Below are 21,813 nucleotides of genomic sequence, written 5' to 3'. Positions count from 1 at the left end.
ACCCACGGCCTGCAACGACCTGGGGGTTTGCGGGCTCCCGTCCGTCACCGCAACGTCTACAATAGCAGACCTGCGGCGCTTCGACTTACAAGGGGGTACAAGTCCCGCGGCGACCTCTCGTGCGGAGAGAGGCCCCTCACCCCAACCCTCTCCCCGTAAGAACGGGGAGAGGGAGCGCACTGACGCTGCGGCCACGGCTCGCATCACACTGCGCACTCCGAGCCGCCGCCCGGCGCTGTCAATGGGCTGACGTGCCGCACCATTTTGTGGCACAACGGCCGCCTCCGCCGATCGACCAACGAGGCCACGCATGCCCGCGCCGAAACCGCCTGCCTTCGAGACCCTGAGCCTGCATGCGGGCCAGCATCCGGATCCCGCGACCGGCGCCCGCGCGGTGCCGATCTACCAGACCACGTCCTACGTGTTCCAGGATTCCGACCACGCCGCCGCGCTGTTCAATCTGGAGCGCGCCGGCCACATCTATACGCGCATCTCCAATCCGACCACCGGTGTGCTGGAAGAGCGGCTCGCGGCGCTCGAAGGCGGCGTCGGCGCGATCTGCACCGCGAGTGGCATGGCCGCGCTGCATCTGGCCATCGCGACGCTCTTGAATGCCGGCGACCATATCGTGGCGTCGAGCTCGCTCTATGGCGGCACCATCAATCTTCTGGCCCACACGTTGCCGCGCTTCGGCATCACCACGACCTTCGTCAAGCCGCGCGACCTCGACGCGTTCCGCGCGGCGATCAAGCCGAACACCAGGCTCGTGATCGGCGAGACCATCGGCAATCCCGGGCTCGAGGTGCTTGATATCCCGAAGGTCGCGGGAATCGCGCATGAGGCAAAGATTCCGCTGCTGATCGACAACACCTTTGCCACGCCCTATCTCAGCCGCCCGATCGAGCTTGGTGCCGACATCGTCATGCACTCGGCCACCAAGTGGATCGGCGGCCACGGCATCGCGATCGGCGGCGCCATCGTCGACGGCGGCCGGTTCGACTGGCGCAGCTCCGGCAAATTCGGCGTGCTGACCGAGCCCTATGGCGGTTATCACGGCATCGTCTTCGACGAACAGTTCGGCACGAGCGCCTTCATCATGCGTGCGCGCACCGAGGGCCTGCGCGATTTCGGCGCCTGCCTGTCCCCGACCAACGCGTTCCAGCTCTTGCAGGGCGTGGAGACGCTCGGCGTGCGCATGGATCGCCACATCCAGAACACACATCTGGTGCTGGAGGCGCTGAAGTCGAACAAGGCCGTCGATTGGGTGCTGCATCCCTCACTGGAGGACCACACCGACTATCAGCTCGCAAAAACGCTGCTGCCGCGCGGCGCCGGCTCGATCGTCTCCTTCGGCATCAAGGGCGGGCGACCCGCCGGCCGAAAATTCATCGAATCGCTGCGCATGATCAGCCATCTCGCCAATGTCGGCGACGCCAAGACGCTGGTGATCCACCCCGCCTCGACCACGCATCAGCAGATGGATGCCGAACAGCTCAAGACCGCCGGCATCGGCGAAGAGCTGGTGCGCCTGTCGGTCGGCATCGAGACGGCAAGCGACATCATCGACGATCTCGCCCAAGCGCTGCGCATCTCGCAAAAGGTCTGACACCATGAAGCTTTCCGTCAACGGCGCCGAGGTGTTTGTCGCAAACGGTGGCCGCGAATTCGACAAGTCCCTGCCCACGGTCGTCTTCATCCACGGCGCCGGCTTCGATCACTCGACCTGGGCGCTGCATACGCGCTGGTTCGCCCATCACGGTTATGGCGTGCTGGCGCCCGACCTGCCCGGCCACGGCCGCTCTGCTGGACCTTCGCTGTCAACCATCGCCGAGATGGCGGACTGGACGGCGGCATTGCTCGCTGCGGCCGGCGTGGCAAAGGCGCACCTGATCGGCCACTCCATGGGATCGCTGATCTCGCTGGAGACGGCGGCGCGTCACCCCGACAAGGTGTCCGCGCTGAGCCTGATCGGCACCGCCGCGACCATGTCAGTCGGCCCCGATCTCCTGAAAGCGGCCGAGGCCAACTCGCAGGACGCCAACGACATGGTGTCGATCTGGGGTCTCGGCTTCAACGCCGAGCTTGGCGGCAGCCTCGCTCCGGGCCTGTGGATGCATGGCGGCGCGCAGGCGGTGCTGAAGTCTTGCGAGCCGGGCGTGCTCTTCAGGGATTTGTCGGCCTGCAATGCTTACGCGAACGCGCTTGTCGCTGCTGCGAGCGTGAAAGTGCCGACGACGCTCATCCTCGGCGAACGCGACATGATGACACCGGCGAAGGCGGGTAAGGCGCTAGCCGCGGCGATCCCGCATGCGAAGACCGTCGTGGTGCCGGGCGCAGGCCACATGATCATGGCCGAGCGCCCGGATGAATTGCTGGCGGCGTTGAGGGGCTAAGCTTTTCGGGCGCAGGAGCTTCCACGGGCGTCATGGCCGGGCTCGTCCCGGCCATCCACGCCTGGCGGCGCGAAAGGAAGACCGTGGATGCCCGGGACAAGCCCGGGCATGACGACGTCTCTCAAGTATTCCCGCTCAGGACCCCGGCGTCCACTTCCAGACGATATCGGAGACATTGACCGGCTTCGGGATCAGGCCGAGCTTTGCAAAACGGTCGGCCACGGCCTGCTGCGTCCTGATCACCTCGGCGTCGAGCGGCACCACGCTGTAGACCGAGCGGTTGACGAAGCGCCTGACAGCTTCGATGTCGACGCCGGTCGCCTCGGCCTGCGCCTTTGCGACCTCCTCGTGATGCTGCTCCGCCCACTTGCCTTCGGAGGCGAAGGTCGTATTGAGCTTCGCGACCAGCGACGGATATTTCTCGACGAAGTCGGTGTTGGCGATGTAGTAGGCGTTCGGCTTGTGCACGTCCTTGTCGAAGACGAGAACGCGCGCGCTCTCCTTCAATTCGGCGAGCGCGAGATAGGGGTCCCAGATCGACCAGGCGTCGACCGAGCCCTTCACGAAGGCCGCCGTCGCATCGGCCGGCGCCAGCGGCGCGGGCGTGATGTCGGACCAGGACAGGCCGGCCTTTTCGAGCGAGGCGACCAGGAGATTGTGCGCGCTCGATCCCTTGCCGAAGGCGACGCGCTTGCCTCTGAGATCAGCCAGCGTCTTGATCGGCGAATCCTTCGGCACGATGATCGCCTGGTTGTCGCCCTCGGACTTCACCGCCGCGACATATTTTATTTTTGCGCCGCCGGCTTGCGCGAAGATCGGCGGCGTGTCGCCGACGAAGCCGAAATCGACGCTGCCGACGTTGATGGCCTCCAGCAGCGGCGGACCGAACTGGAAGTCGATCCATCTGACTTCGATGCCGAGCGGCCTGAAGGCGTTTTCGAGCGTTTGACGCTGGCGCACGGCCGGGAAGAAGCCGCCCTTCTGGGTGCCGATGCGGATTTCCGCCGGCTTGTCCTCGGCGCGTGCGGGTGCGGCCAGGGCGGTTGCGAGGAGAAGCGCTGCGGTCAGGATATGTCGTCGTGCAATCATGTTGCGGTCCTTTGCGTCAGGTTCAGTTGGCGAAGAGTGGGGAATTGGCACGGCGGCTCCGCTCCGAAAACACAGCACGCGCGGCTCGTTCGGCCTCGCGCGCCGAACGGAACTGGCGACCTTCGAGACTGTCGAACAGGCGCTCCGAGGAGAAGAAGCGGAAGCCGCGCTCATCTCTTGTGATGATGCCGGCGGCGCGGTCGTGGATTTCAATGATGTAGGCGTTGGACTGGATTTGGGACATGACTGCTCGTTCGCCGGAATCTCGGCGTTCCTGTCGTGGGATTTGTGCTGTGGGAGGTTGCTAGGACGCGATCAGCAACAACAACAGGCGCCTGTTGCCGCCGAGAAACAGCGCCGCGTCATGCACGCGTGCATGTCGTCAAGGTTACGCTGGTGATCGGTTCTCATATCGCGGCATCAAGCTCGAGGAGCAGTTTCGATGCTGCGAATATCGAGCGATTGGCGCGTTCGGTCAATGAAATGGCTATCCATATTTGGCACGAGCGCGCTGGCGCGCTTCTCCCGCCGCAAGCACCGACAGACGGATTCATCTCGCGATGAGTTCAACAGGCGCGGGCGGCGGGCATGGTACGCTCGCGCAACGTCAAAACAGACAATTTGGGAGATCCGGACATGGCGGATGATCTGAAGGGGCGCACCGCGCTCGTCACCGGCGGCTCGCGCGGGATTGGCGCAGCCGTCTGTCGCGCCCTGGCCGCATCAGGCGCGGCGGTGGCGATCAACTGCCGGGAGCAGATCGGGCAGGCCGAAAAGCTGGCAGGCGAGATCGGCAAGCAAGGCGGCCGTGCCATTGTCGTTGCCGCCGACGTCTCGCAGCGCGACGCCGTGGCTACAATGGTCGAGCGCGTCACGGCCGGGCTCGGACCGATCGACATCCTCGTCAACAATGCCGGCATCGCGATCACGCGCGGCGTCGATGATCTCACCGAGGACGATTTCGACCGCACCATCCTGGTCAACCTGAAATCGGTCTTCCTTTGCACACAGGCGGTGCTGCCGGAGATGCGCGCGCGGAAATGGGGCCGCATCGTGAACATTTCCTCCGGCGCCGCGCGCGGTGCCGGCTCGATCGGCCCGCACTACAACGCGTCCAAGGCCGGCATGGAGGGCCTCACGCGCGGCTATGCGGCGCGGCTGGTGAAGGAAGGCATCACCGTCAACGCGGTAGCGCCGTCACTGATCGAGACCGACATGATGACTGGCCAGCCCGGGCTCGTCAGCCGCATCCCGCTCGGCCGCTTCGGCACGGCCGATGAGGTGGCGAAAGCCGTGATGCTGCTGGTCGACAATGCCTACATGACCGGGCAGACCATCGCGCTGAGTGGAGGCATGGCGTTTAACTAGGAGCGAAGATGGTGCCGCCTTTCCTTCTCCCCTTGTGGGAGAAGGTGGCGCGAAGCGCCGGATGAGGGGTATCTCTCCGCGCACGCCGCTCTTCGTGAGCCGTAGGGTGGGCACCATTTCTATCGCGGTGCTGGATGGGTGGTGGGCACGGCGCAAGTGCGCCTTTGCCCACCCTACGATTCCGGACTCGCGGAGAGATACCCCTCACCCGTCTCGCCGCTTCGCGGCGAGCCACCCGTCCCACAAGGGGAGAGGTGAGAAAACATCACCACATCGTCGCCGCAGCCCGCTCGGGCCAGATCCGGTCATACTCCGCGCCGCCGACCTTGTTCTCGCTCATCTCGGCGAGGATCTGGCCCGGCGTCGGCAGCGTTTTCGGATCGATCCGCTTGTCGGGATTCCAGAGGTCGGAGCGGACGATGGCGCGGGCGCACTGGAAATAGATTTCGTCCACATTCATCACCATGACGCTGCGCGGCGCCTTGCCCTCGACCTTGAACGAGGCGAGCAGCTCGGGATCGACGGAGAGACAAGCGCGGCCGTTGGCCCGCACCGCGTTGCCGGAACCGGGGATCAGAAACATCAGCGACACCCTGGGATCGCGCACGATGTTGCGCAAGGAGTCGACCCGGTTGTTGCCGCGGCGATCCGGGAGCATCAGCGTCTTCGGATCATGGATGCGGACGAAGCCGGGGAGATCGCCGCGCGGCGAGCAGTCGATGCCTTCCGGCCCGATGGTGGCGAGCGCGGCAAACGGCGCCTTCTCGATGAAGATGCGGTAGAGCGGGGTGACGTGGTCGGCGACTTTCACGGTCGAGGCATCACCAACGGCACCGTAGATGGCCTCCAGCTGTTCGACCGTTTCAATCACCGACATTCCGTTCTCCTTGTTGCGCCGGCTATTCGTGCCAGCCTTCGTTCCTGATCACACGCACGAGCTGGCGGCTGTGATAGTCCGCGCTGCCCGCGTTGAGGATGGTGACATCGGCATTGGCCGATGCGTCGTCGACGCTGCGCGCGAGGCGATCCGCGATATTGCCGTCGCTGTGCCGGGCCCGGGCAGCAAGCCGCTGCGCCAGCACGTCAGGCGGCGCCGTGATCGCGACCACGACGACGTTGGTATAGGCCTGGCGGAGCGCGCCGATCACCGTGCGCGAGACATTGGCGACGACGGCCCGGCCAGCGAGGATGTCATCGTTGATTTCGAGCGGAAGAGCGTAGGAATGACCATGCGCTTCCCAGTGCACGGCGAAATCGCCGTGCTCGCGCGCGCGGCGGAATTCCTCCTGGCTCATCGCCATATTGTCTTCGGCTTCGGAGGATTCGCGCGTCACGACACGGCGCGGAAAGACGATGTCGTGCTCGTCGACGCAGGCCGCCTGCGCGAGCCGCAACAGCGTGTCCTTGCCGGCACCGCTGGGGCCGACCACGAGCACGAGCCGCCCGGGTCCGATCCCGCTGGCCTCATCGTGTGCCATGGTCGCGGTCTCGCTCATGCGACGCGGTTTCCTTCGCGCCAGACGCTGCGGACCACGGGGACGTCGCCCGCGACATGCACGCGGATCAGGTCGGCCCGCTTGCCGATCGCGACCTCGCCACGATCCGACAGGCCAACCGCTTCGGCCGGCGCCTTCGTCACGGTGCGAACCGCCGCCGGAAGGCTGATCGCGGGCACATGCTCCGGCAATTGCAGCGCGGCCATCAGGAGGCTGGACGGGATGTAGTCCGACGACAGGATGTCGAGCAGGCCCTCGCGGGCGAGATCGACCGCGGCGATGTTGCCAGAGTGCGAGCCGCCGCGCACGACGTTCGGCGCACCCATCAGGATGTCGATGCCGGCCTGATGCAGGCCGCGCGCGGCCTCCAGCGTGGTCGGGAATTCCGCCACCGACACGCGATCACGCACGGCGTCCACGACGTTCTCCTCGGTGGTGTCGTCGTGGCTCGCCAGCGGAATGTTGTATTTGTGCGCCAGCGACACGATCTCGCGCATGTTGGCCGCTGCATAGAGCTTCTGATACTCGAAGCGCTTCGCGAACAGCTCGTCGAGCTCGGCATCGGTCTTGCCGCCGCCCTTGCCGCGATAATAGTCGCGCAGCTTGACCTCGTCGCGGAACTGGCGCTGGCCGGGTGTGTGGTCCATCAGCGACATCAGCTTGACGTCGGGACGGTCGATCAGCTCCTTTGCTTCCTCCACCACGCTCGGCATCGGGATTTCGCAGCGCAGATGCAGGAAGTGGTCGGCGCGCAGCAGGTCGGCATCGCGCGCGGTCGTGATCGCGGCGGCGAGCACGCCGGCGCGGCCATCGACTTCCTCGGCGCCGTCCTCGCGCCAGACCCGGAGCGAGTCGAACACGGTGGTGATGCCTGAGGTCGCAAGCTGGCCGTCATAGGAGATGACGGCGGCGACCGGATTCCAGAACACTTTTGGGCGCGGCACGTAATGCGCTTCGAGATGATCGGTGTGGAGCTCGATCAGGCCGGGCATGATGAGGTCGCCGCCGGCATCCTCGGCGCCTGCGGGCGCCCTGCCCTCGCCGATCTCGGCGATGCGTCCGTCGGCAAGAGCAAGCCAGCCCTGCTCGATCACCCGGTCAACCAGCACGATCCTGGCGTTGGCGATCAATGTGTCCTTCGGCTTGGCGTTCATTTCCATTTCCTTCAGGCCGCGGCGGCAAAGCTGGTGACGTCAACAATTCGGTCGGCAATCAAATGGCGGATTTCGTCGTCGTGGACAATGGCGACCATGGCGACGCCCTGGCGCTTCTTCTCGGCGACCAGATCGACCACGACGGCGCGGTTGGCGGCATCGAGCGAAGCGGTCGGCTCGTCCAGCAGCAGGATCGGCAGGTCCGAGATGAAGCCGCGCGCGATGTTGACGCGCTGCTGCTCGCCGCCGGAGAAAGTCGCGGGCGGCAGCTGCCAGAGTCTTTCAGGAATGTTGAGGCGGTGCAGCAACTCGCCGGCGCGGGCCTGTGCGTCGGCTCGGGCCGTGCCGTTCACGATCAGTGGCTCCGCGACGACGTCGATGGTCGCAACACGCGGCACCGCCCGCAAAAACTGGCTGACATAGCCGATCGTGGAGCGGCGGATGTTGAGAACCTGCCGCGGCTCGGCGGTGGCGAGATCGACCACCGCGCCGCGATGGCGAATGCCGATGCGGCCGGAGTCGCAGCGGTAGTTGCCAAAAATCATCTTCAGGATCGACGACTTGCCGGCACCGGACGGGCCAGAGAGCACGACGCATTCGCCCGGGTCGACGTGGAAGGTCACGCCGCTGACGACAGGCAGCTCGATGCCGCCCTGCAGGTGCATCGTAAAGGTCTTTTTCGCGGCGGCGATGTCGATCATGGCGGTCATCGGAAAACTCATCTTGGAAGGCTTATGGCGGCAAAATCGAGGAGACGAGGAGCTGGGTATAGGGCTCGCGGGGGTCATCGAGCACCTGGTCGGTGAGACCGGTCTCGATGACACGGCCGCCCTTCATCACCATCACGCGATGCGACAGCAGTCGCGCCACCGCGAGATCGTGGGTGACGATGATGACGGCAAGGTGCAGCTCGGCGACGAGGCTGCGCACGAGGTCGAGCAGGCGCGCCTGCACGGAGACATCGAGGCCACCGGTCGGCTCGTCCATGAACACCAGCCGCGGCTCGGTGACGAGGTTGCGCGCGATCTGGAGACGCTGGCGCATGCCGCCGGAATAGGTGCGCGGCGCATCGTCGATGCGCGCGATGTCGATCTCGACGCGGGTGAGCCAGTCCGACGCGGTATCGCGGATGCGGCCGTAGTGATTCCAGCCCACCGCCATCAGCCGTTCGCCGACATTGGCGCCGGCCGAGACCGCCATGCGCAGGCCCTGCGCGGGATCCTGGTGCACATAGCCCCAGTCGGTGCGGAACAGGAAGCGCCGCTCGGCTTCGCCGAGGCTCGTGAGATCGCGGGTGATGCCGTCGCGCATCCGGTACGACACCTGGCCGGCGCTCGGCGCGAGCTGGCCCGACAGCATTTGCAGCAGCGTCGACTTGCCCGAGCCGGACTCGCCGACGATCGCCAGCACCTCGCCGGGGTAGAGCGAGAAGGAGACGTCGCGGCACGCGGCGATGCGGCCATAGGACTTGCTGAGCGACTCCGCGACCAGCAGCGGCTGATCGTTTTCGAGCTTATCGAGATCAGCCATGTCTTGATCAGCCATGTGAGCCCGCCTTGTCCTTGTATGGCGCGGCGCTGAGGCTGCCGTGATGGCCGGCGGCCTGGCGGCCCTCGCAATAGTCGGTGTCCGAGCACACGAACATGCGCCCGCCCTTGTCGTCGGTGACGATCTCGTCGAGATAAGAATTCTCGGCCGCGCACAGCGCGCAGGGCGCGTTGAAGCGGTACGGCTCGAACGGGTGATCCTCGAAATCGAGCGACACCACCTGCGTATAGGGCGGGATCGCATAGATGCGCTTCTCGCGACCGGCGCCGAACAATTGCAGCGCCGGGCAATTGTCCATCTTGGGATTGTCGAATTTCGGCGTCGGCGACGGGTCCATCACGTAGCGCGCGTTGACCTTCACCGGATAGGCGTAGGCGGTGGCGATGTGGCCGAAGCGGGCGATGTCCTCGTAGAGTTTTACGTGCATCAGGCCGTATTCGGCGAGCGCATGCATGCGCCGCGTCTCGGTCTCGCGCGGCTCGAGGAATCGCAGCGGTTCCGGGATCGGCACCTGATAGACCAGCACCTGGTTCGCGTGCAGCGACGTCTCCGGGATGCGGTGACGGGTCTGGATCACGGTCGCATCTTCGGTCGCCGTGGTCGTGGCGACGCCCGCGGTCTTGGCGAAGAATTTGCGGATCGAGATCGCATTCGTCGTGTCGTCCGAGCCCTGGTCGATCACCTTCAGCACGTCCTGCGGCCCCAGGATCGCCGCGGTCACCTGCACGCCACCGGTGCCCCAACCGTAGGGCATCGGCATTTCACGGCTGGCGAACGGCACCTGATAACCCGGAATAGCGATCGCCTTGAGGATCGCGCGGCGGATCATCCGCTTGGTCTGCTCGTCGAGATAGGCGAAATTGTAGGCGGGCGCGTTCATTCCGCGGCCTCCTTCATGGCATCGGGCGCGTTGGCCTCGGCAAATTCCCTGCGCAGCTTGCGCAGGAGGCCGAGCTCGGACTGGAAGTCGACATAATGCGGCAGCTTCAGATGCTCGACGAAGCCGGTCGCCTGGACGTTGTCCGAATGCGACATCACGAATTCTTCATCTTGCGCGGGGGCCACGGCCTCTTCACCGAGCTCGCGGGCACGCAGCGCCCGGTCGACCAGCGCCATCGACATGGTCTTGCGCTCGCTCTGGCCGAAGGCGAGACCATAGCCGCGGGTGAAACACGGCGCTTCCGTCGCCGAACCCTTGAATTGATTCACCATCTGGCACTCGGTGAGCTCGATGGAGCCGAGCGGCACGGCGAAGCCGACGTCTTCCGCGAAAAATTCGACCTCGACCTCGCCGAAGCGGATCTCGCCGACGAAGGGATGGTTGCGGCCGTAACCGCGCTGGGTGGAATACCCCATGGCCAGCAGAAAGCCTTCGTCACCGCGCGCGAGGTTTTGCAGGCGCAGGTCGCGATCGGCCGGGAAGTTCAGCGGTTCGCGCGTGAGATCGCCGACGCTGGCGCCGTCTTCGGCCCGCGGCGAGGATTCGATCAGCCCGTCGCGGCCCAGGATATCGGTCACACGCGGCGTGGGCGCCGTCGAAGCTTCGGCCGTCGCCGGCACTTCAGGCACAAAGCCCTGGCCAAGCGAGGGATCGAGCAAACGATGCGTGTAGTCGAAGGTCGGCCCGAGGATCTGGCCGCCGGGAATGTCCTTGAAGGTCGCCGACACCCGCCTCTGCACCCGCATCGCGCCGGTCTCGACCGGCTCGCTGGCGCCGAAGCGCGGCAGGGTGGCGCGGAAGGCGCGGACCAGGAAGATCGCCTCGATCAGATCCCCGCGCGCCTGCTTGATGGCGAGCGCCGCGAGCTCTCGGTCGTAGAGCGACCCTTCGCTCATGACGCGGTCCACGGCGAGGCCAAGCTGCTCCGAGATCTGATCCAGCGTGACCTCGGAAACGCTCTGGTCGCCACGCCGCGCATTTGCGAGCAGGCGATGGGCGTTCTCGATGGCGCGCTCGCCGCCTTTGACTGCGACATACATGCGACTAGCTTCCCTTGTTCACGACACGCGTGGTGCGCGGGATCGCAACCACGGCATCATCGGCGACCAGCACCAAATCGATGCCGCGCGGAAACAGCGCCTCGTTGAACCGCAGCCGTTCGAACAGGTCGAAAGGCCTGATCGAGGCCTGAAGCGTCGCGACACCGTCGATGCCGGGGCCACGCAGTTCGAAACTGCGCCCCGAATCCAGGCTCTCGACCTGAAGGATCACCGTGGTCGAACGATCGGGATACTCATTCGTGCCCAGTGCGAAGCGATCGAGCGACGGCAGCGCCGCGCCGTCGCTGATCAGCGCGAAACTCGCGATCGAAGAGTCCTGCACCACCGGCGCGCCGGTGTGGAACTTGATCCATTTCACCACGTCCGACCTCTCCGCCATCCGGGCATCGAGCCAGAGCGGCGTGTCGTGATCGAACAGCGTCAGCGCGATCGCGGCAGTGCCGCGCATCGTTGGCTCGGGCGCTCCCGCCATCGGCACGATGCGCTGGACCGAGCCCGGCCGCGCCATCGCGTCCATGACGGAACGAAAGGTCGATTGCGCCGACAACACCTTGTCGACGAAACCCGGCGGTAGTTCCGCAATCGTGGTCATGGCCTCACCCCTCACCGCGCACCATGGTGTAGAAATCAACCTTCGTCGCGGCGGTCTCGGCGGCCGCCTGCTTGCGCTGGATCATAAGCTGCTCGCGCAACGGCGCGATAACGTCACGCTCCACCGCCTCGCCGAAATCACTGGACTGCGCCAGTGCGTCGCACACCGCGATCAACCGCGCCTTTTCGCCATCGCGCCCCAGCGTGTAGCCGAAGCCGACCTCGCCGCTCGCGAGCCGGACCGCCGCGCGGGACACCGTAGCTTCACCGAGATTGAACGGCGCACCGTCGCCGCCGACCCGGCCGCGCAGCATGACGAGACCGTTTTCCGGCGCGCGCAGCTCCTGATGAGCCGGCAGGGCGAGAGCGCGGAGGCGAGCGGCGATCTCGCCCGCCTCCGCGTGCGCCAGCACGGCCATGGCGGCCTTGCGCTGGACTTGCTGGTTGTTGTGCTGGGTCACCAAATCCACCGAGCTTTTGACAGAACTTGCCGAATCCAAGTTGTCTATGATAATAGACAACTTGATACGGAAGCGCCATGACTGTTTCGTGACAAACGTGTGATTTCTGAAGTAGGCTTCTCGGCGACATGAGCATGCAGGACACAGCCTCTTCGGGCGTCGCGCTGTGGCGCCTCGTTGCCGACGGCATCGAGCGCGGCATCGCCGACGGTCGCTTTGCGGCCGGCGACAAGCTGCCGGGCGAGATGGAGATCGCCGAAACCTATCGCGTGAACCGCCACACCGTGCGGCGCGCGCTGGCCGCGCTTGCCGAGCGCGGCATCGTGCGCGCCGAACGCGGCAGCGGAACCTATGTCGAGGCGCAGCGCCTCGCTTATCCCTTGCGCTCGCGCACTCGCTTCTCCGAGATCGTCGGCGCCGATGGCCGCGAACCGCATGGCCGGCTGATCGAGGCGTCCGGCGACGTCGCGACCCGCGAACTGGCGCGCGAACTGGGATTGAAGGCCGGCGCGCCGCTGGTGCGGATCGAGGCGATCCGCCTCGCCGACCGCACGCCGATCTGCGTCTCCACCACCTGGCTGTCAGCGGAATTGTTCCCGGGCGCGGGCGAGGTGTTCGCCGCGACGCGCTCGATGACGAAACTGCTCGAGCATTACGGCGTCCGCGACTACAGCCGCGGCGCGACCCGGATCACCGCCGGCATCGTGGACGCAACCGATGCTGCGCGGCTCGATCTGCCGCTGGGGCGGCCGATCTTGGTGGTTGACGCGACCGACCACGATCTCGCCGGCAAGCCGCTGGTGACCAAGCACTCGCGCTTTGCAGCGGAGCGGGTGGAGTTTCTGGTGGAGAACGGGTGAGCGGGCGACCACGCAGGGCTCGTAGGGTGGGCAAAGGCGCACTTGCGCCGTGCCCACCATCTCTCCCCGATATCTAAGCAGAAGTGGTGGGCACGCTTCGCTTTGCCCACCCTACGGCGCCGGCGATCAGGCGACAGCTCGCCGCCCAATGATCGCAAAGCGCAGCTTGCTCGAGATGAAATCGATCGCGGCGACGGCGACCAGGATCATCAGGATCAGGAACGACACCCGCTGCCATTCCAGCACGCGGATCTGCTCGGCGAGCTGGAGGCCGATGCCGCCGGCGCCGACGATGCCGATGATCGTTGCCGAGCGCGTGTTGGATTCGATGAAATAGAGCACCTGGCCGGCGATCACGGGCAGCACCTGCGGCAGCAGGCCGAAGCGGATTTCGTGCAAAGCACTGCCGCCGGAGGCGCGGACGCCTTCGACCTGCTTCTGGTCGGCGCCCTCGATCGCCTCCGAGAACAGTTTTCCGAACGCGCCGAAATCCGACACGGCGATGGCGAGCACGCCGGCGAACGGACCAAGCCCGACGACGTTAATCCACACCAGCGCCCAGATCAGGGTGTCGACGCCGCGGATCGAATCCAGGAAACGGCGGACCGGAAAACGCAGGATCTGCGAAGGTATGACGTTGCGCGCGGCCAGCAGGCTGACCGGAAGCGCGAACACCGCCGCCAGCGTCGTGCCGAGCAGCGCGATCGACAGCGTCTCGCCCAGCGCCTTCAGATAGACCGGCAGCGAGGTGCCGGGATCGGGCGGGATCATCATCAGGCTGATCCAGCCGAGCTGGCTCAGCCCTGCAAAGAATCGCGACGGCGAGAAGTCGAGATCGACGAGGCCGTAGACCAGGATCGCAAACGCCGCGACGATCATCGCCGGCATCGCGAGCCGCGCCGAGGCGGGGCGGTCGAACACATCGGGGTAGCGCGCGCGAAGCTCTCGCGTGTCGACCTCCTGCGGCCTCGTCACGTCCGTGCCTCCTTGCCGAACAGACGGCCGCGCAGCCAGCCCGTGGTGATGTCGATGATGAAGACCGTGATGATGATGGTGAGCAGGATGGCACTGACGTCGGAGTAATAGAACTTGCGGATGGCGACGACGAGCTCCTGGCCGATGCCGCCGGCACCGACGAAGCCCATGACCGAGGCCTCGCGGACGTTGATCTCGAAGCGCAGCAGCGCATAGCTGGCATAGCCCGCGGTCACCTGCGGCACGACGGCGAAGCGCATGCAGGAGAGCCAGCTCGCGCCGGTCGAGCGGATGCCTTCGACCGGCTTCATGTCGGCATTCTCGACGATCTCGGAGAACAGCTTGCCGAGCGCGCCGGTGGAGTGGATCGCGATCGCGAGCACGCCGGCCATCGGCCCGAGGCCGAACGCGATCACGAAGATCAGCGCGAAGACGATGCCCGGCACCGTGCGGGCGAATTCGAGCAGGCGGCGCACCACGAAGCGCAGCCAGGGCGACGGCGAGGTGTTCTCGGCCGCGAAGAAATTCAAGGCGAAGGCGAAGGTCGCGCCGATCAGCGTGCCGACATAGGAGATCAGCAGCGTCTCGCCCAGCATCTTCAGCCATTTGCGCCAGCCCCACAGCCACTCGCCGGCATCGGTCCAGACCCGCTGGCCGCTGTCGAGCGTGAGGATGCGGTCGAAATAGCTGATGAAATTGCCGAAATGGGCAAAGAAGGTGCGCAGGTTCACTTCCGCGCCGATCGCGGCAAGAAACAGCGCTGCGGCAAAGATCGCGCCCCCCAACAGGAGTCGGAGCCGCTTGCGCGCGACCGCCTGGCGATAGGCCGCGTTGAGCACGGCGAGCTGCTGCTCGGGGAGGATCGAAACCGCGACGGTCATCTGGCCAGGGAAGGTAGTCGATCAAAGAGAAAGAGCCGGGTCCATCGACCCGGCTCCAGTGCTATCGTCCCGAAACTCAGGACGCCTTCTTCTTACGCAGTGCATCGACGAACTTGATCAGCTCGATCGTGCCATCCCAGTCCTTGGTGGTGGCGGGATGAAAACCCTTCTTCTGGCCGTCCTGGAGGCGATCGAAGGCCGCCTTGTCCTTGGCCGGCGCGTCGAAGAACGCCTTGGCGATCGCCGCCTTGGCATCTTCCGGCAGGTCGGAGTTATAGGCGTAGGGGCCGTTGATGATCGGTGCCGACTTGTGGATGATGCGGAAATCGTCCTTCTTCATCGGCGAGCCGTCGGCATTCTTCAGCATGCCCTTGGTCAGCATCTGCGCCAGCGTGGAATCGTCATCGCTGGTCCACTGGTTGGCCGCAACGTCGACCGTGCCCTGCGCCAGCGCCAGGATCGCGTTCTCGTGGCTGCCGGTGAAGACGACCTTGCTGAAATAGGTGTCGGCATCCGTGATGCCCATCTTGTCGAGCTCGAAGCGCGGCACGTTGTTGCCGGAGGTCGAGTTCGGATCGACGAGGCCGAGGTTCTTGCCCTTGAGCTGATCGACGCTCTTGTAGGGGCTGCTCGCCTTGACGAAGAACACCGAGTAGTAGCCGGTCGAACCGTCGGCGTTGATGTCGTTGGCGAAGGCATCGGTCTTGACGCCGGTCAGGCGGGCGCGGGCGAACGACGCCGAGCCGTAGCTGGCGATATGGATGTTGCCGGCGCGCTGGCCCTCGATGACGGCGGCGTAGTCGTTGGCGATGCGCAGCGTGACCTTCACGCCCAATTCCTTGGAGAGATAGTTCATGAACGGCGCCCAGCGCTCGGTCACGCCCGAGGCGTTTTCCGCCGGAATGACCGCGAAGGTCAGTTCGGGATATTTGGCTTTCCAATCGTCGGCGGAGGCCGAGGTCGTGAACGCGAGCGCGGCGGCGCCGGCAAGAACCAGTCTGCGAGTGATCATGATACCCTCTTCATCGGTTGGGGTCGGTTGACGCAAAAATTGGCAACTACAGGCGCAGCTCAGGCGGCCGCGGCCGTTCCGAGCGCCGGCACACCCTCAGGCGCCGGCACAGGCATTCCGCCCATGACGTCGGTGGCTTCGAGATCGTAGAGCTCGCGCGCGACGTGGTCGGTCAACTCGGCCGGCGCGCCGTCGAACACCACGCGCCCCTGCGCCATGCCGATCAGGCGGTCGCAATAGCTGCGCGCGAGATCGAGCGAATGCAGATTGCAGAGTACGGTGATGCCGAAATGCTTGTTGATGCGCAACAGCGCATCCATCACGATCTTGGTATTGCGCGGGTCGAGCGAGGCGATCGGCTCGTCGGCGAGGATGATGTCGGGCTGCTGCACCAGCGCTCGGGCGATCGCAACACGCTGCTGCTGGCCGCCGGAGAGCTGGTCGGCACGCTGGGCGGCGAGCGAGGCGATATCGAACTGTTCGAGCGCCGACATCGCCAGCGCCTTGTCCTGCTCGGGCCAGGTCTGCGTCAGCGAGCGCCAGGCCGGCATCGTGGCAAGACGCCCCATCAGCACGTTGGTCAGCACGTCGAGCCGGCCGACCAGGTTGAACTGCTGGAAAATCATCGCCGAGCGCGCCCGCCACTGCCGCAGCTCCTTGCCGCGCAGCGCGGTGACGTCGAGGCCGTCGAACAGGATGCGGCCCTGCGTCGGCGTCGCCAGGCGATTGATCATGCGCAGCATGGTCGACTTGCCGGCGCCGGAGCGCCCGATGACACCGACGAAGCCGCCGGGGGAGATTTGAAACGAAGCGTCGTCCACCGCGGCTTTTGCGCCGAAGCGGCACGTCAGACCTTCAACCACCAGCATAGAGGGCTCCAGAGTAGCTGGCTGCCACCGCTAACGCTGGCGCTTGACACTTGTGTGACACCGGCGCTGCGGTGCGGCGATCCTACACACCTCTTCCCCTGTCATCGCATCGTCATGACATTGTCATCAGGCCGCTCGAAGAGGTACGCCCGCCCTCGACCTATCGGATGTAGCATGGCCGGCAAGACGCTCTCGGTTCAACCGACCATCGACCCTTCGGCGAAGCTGCATGAGACCAGGCTCGGCACCTATACCGAAGTCGGTGCGCGCACGATCCTCACTGAAGTCACGATGGGCGATTACTCCTATGTCGTGAACGACGCCCAGATCACCTACACCACCATCGGAAAATTCTGCTCGATCGCGGCGATGACGCGCATCAATCCCGGCAATCATCCGATGCATCGCGCCACGCAGGCGCATTTCACCTATCGTTCCAGCGCCTACTTCGAAGGCGAGAGCGACGACACCGAGTTCTTCGACTGGCGGCGCCAGCATCACGTTCATATCGGCCACGACGTCTGGATCGGCCATGGCGCGATCGTGCTGCTGGGCCGCAACATCGGCACCGGCGCGGTGATCGCGGCGGGCGCCATCGTCACCAAGGACGTGCCGGCCTACACCATCGTCGCCGGCAATCCGGCGCGCATCGTGCGGCGGCGGTTCTCGGAAGACGTCGCCGGACGGCTGGCCCGACTCGCCTGGTGGGACTGGGATCACGACAAATTGCGTGAAGCACTGCCCGATTTCCGCAAGCTCGGGATTGAAGATTTCCTCTCGGCATATGAAGCACGGGCAAGCTCCCTCACCCGTTCCCCTGCCAGCAAACGAAGCGCGGTCGCTTGACAGACATCTTCCTTGAGGGCGGCCGGGCCCTGATCGGCTCCGAGCTCGTCGAAACTTCCATTCTGGTGTCCGGCGCGGACATTGCGCAGGTCGATGCCTCTCGCGGCCGTGCGCGGCTGGCGATCGATGCGCGCAACCTGCTGGTGCTGCCCGGCATCGTCGATCTGCATGGCGATGCCTTCGAGCGGCAGATGATGCCGCGCGCCGGCGTCGACTTCCCGATCGACGTCGCGCTCGCCGACAGTGACCGCCAGGCGATCAGCAACGGCATCACCACGGTGTTTCACGCCACGACCTGTTCGTGGGAGCCGGGCCTGCGCAGCGCCGGCAATGCGCGCGCCCTGATGGAGGCGATCGAGCGGCAGCGCCCGCAATTCGCCGCCGATACCCGTTTCCACCTGCGGCACGAGACCTACAATCTCGATGCAGAGGCCGAGATCGGCCAGTGGCTCGCCGAGGGCCGCGTCGACCTGTTCGCCTTCAACGACCACATGGACGGCACCGTTGCCGACATGGCCAAGCCGCGCAAGCGCAACCGCATGGTCGAGCGCACCGGCCTCTCGGGCGAGGAATTCGACCGGCTGGTCGAGCGTGTGCTTTCGCGGGCCAGTGAAGTGCCGGCTTCCGTGTCGCGGCTTGCCGCAACTGCTCGCGCAGCCGAGGTGCGGATGCTCTCGCATGACGATGCGACGCCGGCGATGCGGCAGGAGTTTCGCGAGCTGGGCGCTGACATCGCGGAGTTTCCGATCAACGAGGAGACCGCGCGAGCGGCCGCGTCCGCCGGCGATGCCATCGTCTACGGTGCGCCGAATGTCGTGCGCGGTGGCAGCCATACCGGCTGGACCCGAGCATCCGACATGATCGCGAAGGGGCTCTGCTCGGTGCTGGCGTCGGACTATTATTATCCCGCGCAGCTGCTTGCCGCGTTCCGCCTCGTCGCCGACGGCGTGCTGCCGCTGACCGAGGCGTGGAACCTGGTGTCCGCGGGACCGGCCCGCGCGACCGGCCTTGCCGATCGCGGCGTGCTCGCGGAAGGACGCCGCGCCGACATGCTGCTGGTCGACGACAGCGTGCCGCTGCGGCCGCGGCTGATCGCGGTGGTATCAGGCGGAAAGCTCGTGCATCTCACCGATGCGACGCGACTGCTCGCTGCTGCGGCGACGCCGCGCGAGGCTGTCGTTGCGGCCTGAACCGGTTATGCTCGGACGATGACAGATTTTCCCCGCCACGCGATCTATTTTGCCGCCGGCGCCGACAGCGCCCTCACCCGCTTCGGCGCCGAGCTGCTCGGCTACGATGTCTACACCGGCGACGAGATGCCGTTCCCTGCCGACGCATCGCGTGTTGCGCCGGACTGGCGCGACGTCACGGCCGATCCCCGCAAATACGGTTTCCACGGCACGCTGAAGGCGCCGATGGCGCTGGCGCCCGACAGGACTGAAGCCGAGCTCGTCGCAGCCTGCGCGGCCTTTGCCGGCAAGGCGCGGCCGATGCCGTCAATCCGTCCGGTCGTCGACTCCATCAGCGGCTTCATTGCGGTGATTCCGACCGAGCCAGTGGGCGCGCTCCAGCAACTTGCCGCCGATTGCGTCCGTGAATTCGACGACTTCCGAGCGCCCATGACGGCGGAAGACCGCACGCGGCGCAAGCCCGACAAACTCACCGAGCGGCAGCGCGACTATCTCGACCGCTGGGGTTACCCGTACGTGATGGAGGAATTCCGCTTCCACATGACGCTGACGGGACGGCTGGATGCGGAACGGCGCGGGCCGATCCTGCAGATGCTGCGCGCGAGGTTTGCGGCGCTTGGTCTCGAGACGCTGGCGATCGACCGGATCGCGCTGTTCAAGCAGGATGATGCCAGGGCGCGCTTCCGCTTTGTCGGCGAGTGGGCGTTGGCGAAGTAGACCTCAGCGCCAGCTCGCGAGATTGAAGGCGAGCGCCACGGCGCCAACCAGAATGAGGCTGGTCGCCCAGATTGCATCCAGATTGAACCAGCTTCGCGCGACGAACCTCAATCCCAGATAACGGTAGACCAGCCACGCCAGACATCCGCCGGCACTGACCATGGCGACAACGTGCACCAGGGACACCAGCACCGCCATCCCGAGACTTGTCTTCATCAGCGCGCCCGCCGCCTCATGGCCGGCATCGAGCTCGAAGGCTTGGCAGAGCCCGAGATAGATCGGCACGAGCATCAAAGCCGCGCCGTGGGCAATGGCAACGGCGAATGACCAGAGCGCCAATTGCGTTGGCGGAATTCGTGCCAGCGTGCGCGGATGGCGCCGCTCGATCAGCCGATAGACGCCGAAGCCGATGACGAGAAGACTCGCGCCGAGCTGGATCGAACGCTGCCACTCGGCCAGCACGAGCAGGAACGCGAATGGCAGCAGCACGAGAAGTGTTGCCAGGAGATGTCCGGCCGCCAGAGCCCACAACGCGCGGAACAGCGCGCGCGGGCTCTTGTCCATGAGCCCGGCCGACACGGCGAGCGGCCATCCCATTCCCGGATTGACCCCGTGATAAAGACCGCTCGCAACAAGAGCGAGCCACAGCCAGCCGAGCGGCCAACTCCCGTGCTGCCAGCCTAGGCCGACGGGTAGCAAAAGGAGTCCGTCGAACAATCGCCGCCCTCCAGCCTGATCTGGTGCGCACGATATCCGTCGGGGAAGCTCACGAAATAGTCCTTGGCGAGCTCGAGGCCGCCGTCGCGACCGACATTGGCCATGACTTCCACACCCGGAACCCCATCGGGATAGAACTGGTCATCCCAGGTGGAATACAGCGAATTGGTCCAGTACACGCGCTTGCCGTCGCGGCTGATCTCGACCATCTGCGGACCGGCCGCAAATGCCTTGCCGTTCGGATGGGGGGTGCGGCGCGCGATGCCGCCGATGTGAACCGAGCCCGCAAGCTTCGGCTTTCGCGGATCACTCACGTCGTACTGGCGCATTTCACCGGTGCCCCAGCACGAGACATAGAGAAACCGGTCATCCATCGACAGGTCGATGTCGGTCACCAGCGGCGGCACGGCGCCAAATCCCTGCAGCAGCGGCGGGAGCTTTTCCTTTGGCGCGGGTTCGGGCGGAATCGTCGCCGTCTTCTCCGCGTGGAATTTTCCGCCTTCGCGCCACCAGGTCCAGATCGATGCTTCGAGGTTGGTGGTGTCGACCACAACGCCAACGAAGCCGTATTCGCGAACCGGATCGTGCGCGGGCCGCACCTCCAGCGCCATCTGATGATTGGCGCCGAGGTCGATGGTCTGCACGTTGCGACGGGCGCGGAGATCCCAGAAGTGGAGACGATGGCCATATTTGTTCGCCAGCAGATCTTCCGCGACGATCCCGTTCTCGAACTGCGGCGGCAACGCCCATTCGCTCGTCACCATGTAGTCGCGCGGCAGGTTCCACCAGAAATCATAGTGCAGCGTCTGCGGACCGCGGTCGATCTCCCACCGCCCAAGGACCTCGAACGTCTCGCAATCCATGATGAAGACGCCTGGAGGCCCGTTGGTGCCGTCCTTGCCGCCGCCGCCCAGCGTGCTCACATAGACGCCGTCCGGCCCGCAATGGATGGTATGCGGCCGCGAGTAGCCGGTCTTCTTGAAGATTTCCTCGGGCTCGATGATCTTATGGATTTTGGCTTTGGTCGGATCGGGCTTGGTATCGATGATGTAGATCCGCGACGAGCGTATCCCGGGGATGATGAGATAGCGCCGCTCGATGAAGGCATGTCCGGCGAGCGGCGACAAGGCGGAGGAGCAGGCGTTCCAGCCGAAGTGATGAAACTCATCGCCCTTGTTGGGCATCGTCACCCTGTGGACGATTTGGCTGTAGGTCGGCGATCCCGGCTTGACGTCGATGACCGCGAGAGCATCCGGCTTTGAGAAATCCGGACTGAGCAGCAGCGTGTAGGCAAAGTTCTCTGCAGGTGCTTCCATCGCCAGCTTGGGCGATGCGTGAAAGGTGGGATCCGGCCTCATCGTCATGGCACTGCCTCCCTGTTTCGTCGGCTCGCTCCAACCTGGCTCGGAATAGCGGCATAATGAAGAGCTGCTCAGTGACGTCTTGAGAAGCTCCGCGGACCTGGTTGGCGAGCGTGCAAGGAGCGTACAATATGTCATCGCCGGCGTGCGGAAAACCGCCCGAACCGCGCCAATTCGACGCCCTCAGCCAGACGGAGGCCGGCGGGATCAGGCCAGCGCGCACCTCACACTCGGCGTCGCCCCCGCGAAGGCGGGGACTGCCGAGAGACCTGGCGACAACCGAG

24 protein-coding genes are annotated in these 21,813 nt (G+C 65.4%); 7 read left to right on the top strand and 17 right to left on the bottom strand.

Translation table 11 applies throughout. From position 1 onward, the window contains the following. Nucleotides 1-310: 310 nt before the first annotated feature. Nucleotides 311-1,606: an O-acetylhomoserine aminocarboxypropyltransferase gene (locus ABIB95_RS14745; RefSeq protein ID WP_354240249.1), complete on the top strand. Its 1,296-nt coding sequence runs from the start codon at nt 311-313 to the stop codon at nt 1,604-1,606. A gap of 4 nt (nt 1,607-1,610) precedes the next feature. Continuing rightward, on the top strand, nt 1,611-2,393 hold the full coding sequence (locus ABIB95_RS14740) for an alpha/beta fold hydrolase (RefSeq protein WP_354240247.1): 783 nt from the start codon (nt 1,611-1,613) through the stop codon (nt 2,391-2,393). A gap of 135 nt (nt 2,394-2,528) precedes the next feature. Here the strand turns inward: ABIB95_RS14740 and ABIB95_RS14735 are convergent, their stop codons facing one another. Both ABIB95_RS14735 and ABIB95_RS14730 read right to left on the bottom strand, forming a co-directional pair. Further along, the gene (locus ABIB95_RS14735) at nt 2,529-3,482 is read right to left on the bottom strand and encodes a sulfonate ABC transporter substrate-binding protein (protein ID WP_354240245.1); all 954 of its coding nucleotides are present in this window, start codon (nt 3,480-3,482) and stop codon (nt 2,529-2,531) included. A gap of 22 nt (nt 3,483-3,504) precedes the next feature. Then, nucleotides 3,505-3,726: a hypothetical protein gene (locus ABIB95_RS14730; protein WP_354240243.1), complete on the bottom strand. Its 222-nt coding sequence runs from the start codon at nt 3,724-3,726 to the stop codon at nt 3,505-3,507. 392 nt (nt 3,727-4,118) lie between these two features. Here ABIB95_RS14730 and ABIB95_RS14725 point away from each other — a divergent pair, with 392 nt between their 5' ends. Next, complete coding sequence (locus ABIB95_RS14725; protein ID WP_354240241.1) at nt 4,119-4,850, top strand: SDR family NAD(P)-dependent oxidoreductase; 732 nt, start codon at nt 4,119-4,121, stop codon at nt 4,848-4,850. A 265-nt stretch (nt 4,851-5,115) separates the two neighbouring features. Here ABIB95_RS14725 and ABIB95_RS14720 read toward each other — a convergent pair whose 3' ends face one another. Genes ABIB95_RS14720 through phnG form a run of 9 tightly spaced genes read right to left on the bottom strand, consistent with a single transcriptional unit; the run spans nt 5,116 to nt 12,110 of the window. Next, nucleotides 5,116-5,727, bottom strand: coding sequence for a pyridoxamine 5'-phosphate oxidase family protein (locus ABIB95_RS14720; RefSeq protein ID WP_071909237.1), 612 nt, complete (start codon nt 5,725-5,727; stop codon nt 5,116-5,118). Nucleotides 5,728-5,749: 22 nt separating this feature from the next. Further along, on the bottom strand, nt 5,750-6,346 hold the full coding sequence (phnN, locus tag ABIB95_RS14715; protein ID WP_354240239.1) for a phosphonate metabolism protein/1,5-bisphosphokinase (PRPP-forming) PhnN: 597 nt from the start codon (nt 6,344-6,346) through the stop codon (nt 5,750-5,752). Continuing rightward, on the bottom strand, nt 6,343-7,500 hold the full coding sequence (locus tag ABIB95_RS14710; protein ID WP_354240237.1) for an alpha-D-ribose 1-methylphosphonate 5-triphosphate diphosphatase: 1,158 nt from the start codon (nt 7,498-7,500) through the stop codon (nt 6,343-6,345). The genes phnN and ABIB95_RS14710 overlap by 4 nt, the downstream gene beginning before the upstream one ends. 11 nt (nt 7,501-7,511) lie before the next feature. Further along, nucleotides 7,512-8,210 (bottom strand): phosphonate C-P lyase system protein PhnL, encoded by a 699-nt coding sequence (phnL, locus tag ABIB95_RS14705; protein ID WP_354240235.1) that lies wholly within the window; start codon nt 8,208-8,210, stop codon nt 7,512-7,514. 22 nt (nt 8,211-8,232) lie between these two features. Then, the gene (gene phnK / locus ABIB95_RS14700; RefSeq protein ID WP_354240275.1) at nt 8,233-9,030 is read right to left on the bottom strand and encodes a phosphonate C-P lyase system protein PhnK; all 798 of its coding nucleotides are present in this window, start codon (nt 9,028-9,030) and stop codon (nt 8,233-8,235) included. A 7-nt stretch (nt 9,031-9,037) separates the two neighbouring features. Next, entirely contained in the window at nt 9,038-9,928 is an 891-nt protein-coding gene (locus tag ABIB95_RS14695) for an alpha-D-ribose 1-methylphosphonate 5-phosphate C-P-lyase PhnJ (RefSeq protein ID WP_071909234.1), read from the bottom strand. After that, nucleotides 9,925-11,028, bottom strand: coding sequence for a carbon-phosphorus lyase complex subunit (locus ABIB95_RS14690; RefSeq protein ID WP_354240232.1), 1,104 nt, complete (start codon nt 11,026-11,028; stop codon nt 9,925-9,927). Before ABIB95_RS14690 ends, ABIB95_RS14695 begins: the two co-directional genes overlap by 4 nt. Nucleotides 11,029-11,032: 4 nt before the next feature. Continuing rightward, nucleotides 11,033-11,641, bottom strand: a complete 609-nt coding sequence (gene phnH / locus ABIB95_RS14685) for a phosphonate C-P lyase system protein PhnH (protein ID WP_354240230.1) — start codon at nt 11,639-11,641, stop codon at nt 11,033-11,035. Nucleotides 11,642-11,645: 4 nt separating this feature from the next. Next, nucleotides 11,646-12,110, bottom strand: a complete 465-nt coding sequence (gene phnG, locus ABIB95_RS14680; protein ID WP_354240228.1) for a phosphonate C-P lyase system protein PhnG — start codon at nt 12,108-12,110, stop codon at nt 11,646-11,648. 119 nt (nt 12,111-12,229) lie between these two features. Here phnG and phnF point away from each other — a divergent pair, with 119 nt between their 5' ends. Further along, nucleotides 12,230-12,961 (top strand): phosphonate metabolism transcriptional regulator PhnF, encoded by a 732-nt coding sequence (gene phnF / locus ABIB95_RS14675; RefSeq protein WP_071909231.1) that lies wholly within the window; start codon nt 12,230-12,232, stop codon nt 12,959-12,961. Between the two features lie 126 nt (nt 12,962-13,087). Here phnF and phnE (ABIB95_RS14670) read toward each other — a convergent pair whose 3' ends face one another. The 4 genes from phnE (ABIB95_RS14670) to phnC form a co-directional block, all read right to left on the bottom strand. Beyond that, nucleotides 13,088-13,936, bottom strand: a complete 849-nt coding sequence (phnE, locus tag ABIB95_RS14670) for a phosphonate ABC transporter, permease protein PhnE (RefSeq protein ID WP_166104540.1) — start codon at nt 13,934-13,936, stop codon at nt 13,088-13,090. Continuing rightward, entirely contained in the window at nt 13,933-14,817 is an 885-nt protein-coding gene (phnE, locus tag ABIB95_RS14665) for a phosphonate ABC transporter, permease protein PhnE (RefSeq protein ID WP_354240226.1), read from the bottom strand. The genes phnE (ABIB95_RS14670) and phnE (ABIB95_RS14665) overlap by 4 nt, the downstream gene beginning before the upstream one ends. A 76-nt stretch (nt 14,818-14,893) precedes the next feature. Further along, nucleotides 14,894-15,829, bottom strand: coding sequence for a phosphonate ABC transporter substrate-binding protein (gene phnD / locus ABIB95_RS14660; RefSeq protein WP_063979768.1), 936 nt, complete (start codon nt 15,827-15,829; stop codon nt 14,894-14,896). A gap of 59 nt (nt 15,830-15,888) precedes the next feature. Further along, nucleotides 15,889-16,698 (bottom strand): phosphonate ABC transporter ATP-binding protein, encoded by an 810-nt coding sequence (gene phnC / locus ABIB95_RS14655; protein WP_354240224.1) that lies wholly within the window; start codon nt 16,696-16,698, stop codon nt 15,889-15,891. A gap of 174 nt (nt 16,699-16,872) precedes the next feature. Between phnC and ABIB95_RS14650 the strand changes: the two genes are divergently transcribed. From ABIB95_RS14650 to ABIB95_RS14640, 3 genes are read left to right on the top strand one after another with little or no spacing between them, the layout of a single operon-like run. Continuing rightward, nucleotides 16,873-17,544, top strand: a complete 672-nt coding sequence (locus ABIB95_RS14650) for an LbetaH domain-containing protein (RefSeq protein ID WP_354240222.1) — start codon at nt 16,873-16,875, stop codon at nt 17,542-17,544. Further along, nucleotides 17,541-18,734 (top strand): alpha-D-ribose 1-methylphosphonate 5-triphosphate diphosphatase, encoded by a 1,194-nt coding sequence (locus ABIB95_RS14645; protein WP_354240220.1) that lies wholly within the window; start codon nt 17,541-17,543, stop codon nt 18,732-18,734. The genes ABIB95_RS14650 and ABIB95_RS14645 overlap by 4 nt, the downstream gene beginning before the upstream one ends. Before the next feature lie 18 nt (nt 18,735-18,752). Then, nucleotides 18,753-19,451 carry a DUF1045 domain-containing protein gene (locus tag ABIB95_RS14640; RefSeq protein ID WP_354240218.1) on the top strand — a complete coding sequence of 233 codons (699 nt, stop codon included), beginning with the start codon at nt 18,753-18,755 and terminating at the stop codon, nt 19,449-19,451. Nucleotides 19,452-19,454: 3 nt separating this feature from the next. Here the strand turns inward: ABIB95_RS14640 and ABIB95_RS14635 are convergent, their stop codons facing one another. Both ABIB95_RS14635 and ABIB95_RS14630 read right to left on the bottom strand, forming a co-directional pair. After that, nucleotides 19,455-20,048: a hypothetical protein gene (locus tag ABIB95_RS14635; RefSeq protein ID WP_354240273.1), complete on the bottom strand. Its 594-nt coding sequence runs from the start codon at nt 20,046-20,048 to the stop codon at nt 19,455-19,457. 83 nt (nt 20,049-20,131) lie between these two features. Beyond that, on the bottom strand, nt 20,132-21,532 hold the full coding sequence (locus ABIB95_RS14630; RefSeq protein ID WP_354240216.1) for a selenium-binding protein SBP56-related protein: 1,401 nt from the start codon (nt 21,530-21,532) through the stop codon (nt 20,132-20,134). Nucleotides 21,533-21,813 lie beyond the last annotated feature (281 nt).

This window comes from Bradyrhizobium sp. LA2.1 (assembly GCF_040547725.1).
Taxonomy (GTDB): Bacteria; Pseudomonadota; Alphaproteobacteria; order Rhizobiales; family Xanthobacteraceae; genus Bradyrhizobium; species Bradyrhizobium barranii.
Note: the sequence above shows the minus strand (reverse complement) of the source record. Positions and strands in the feature narration are given on the sequence as shown.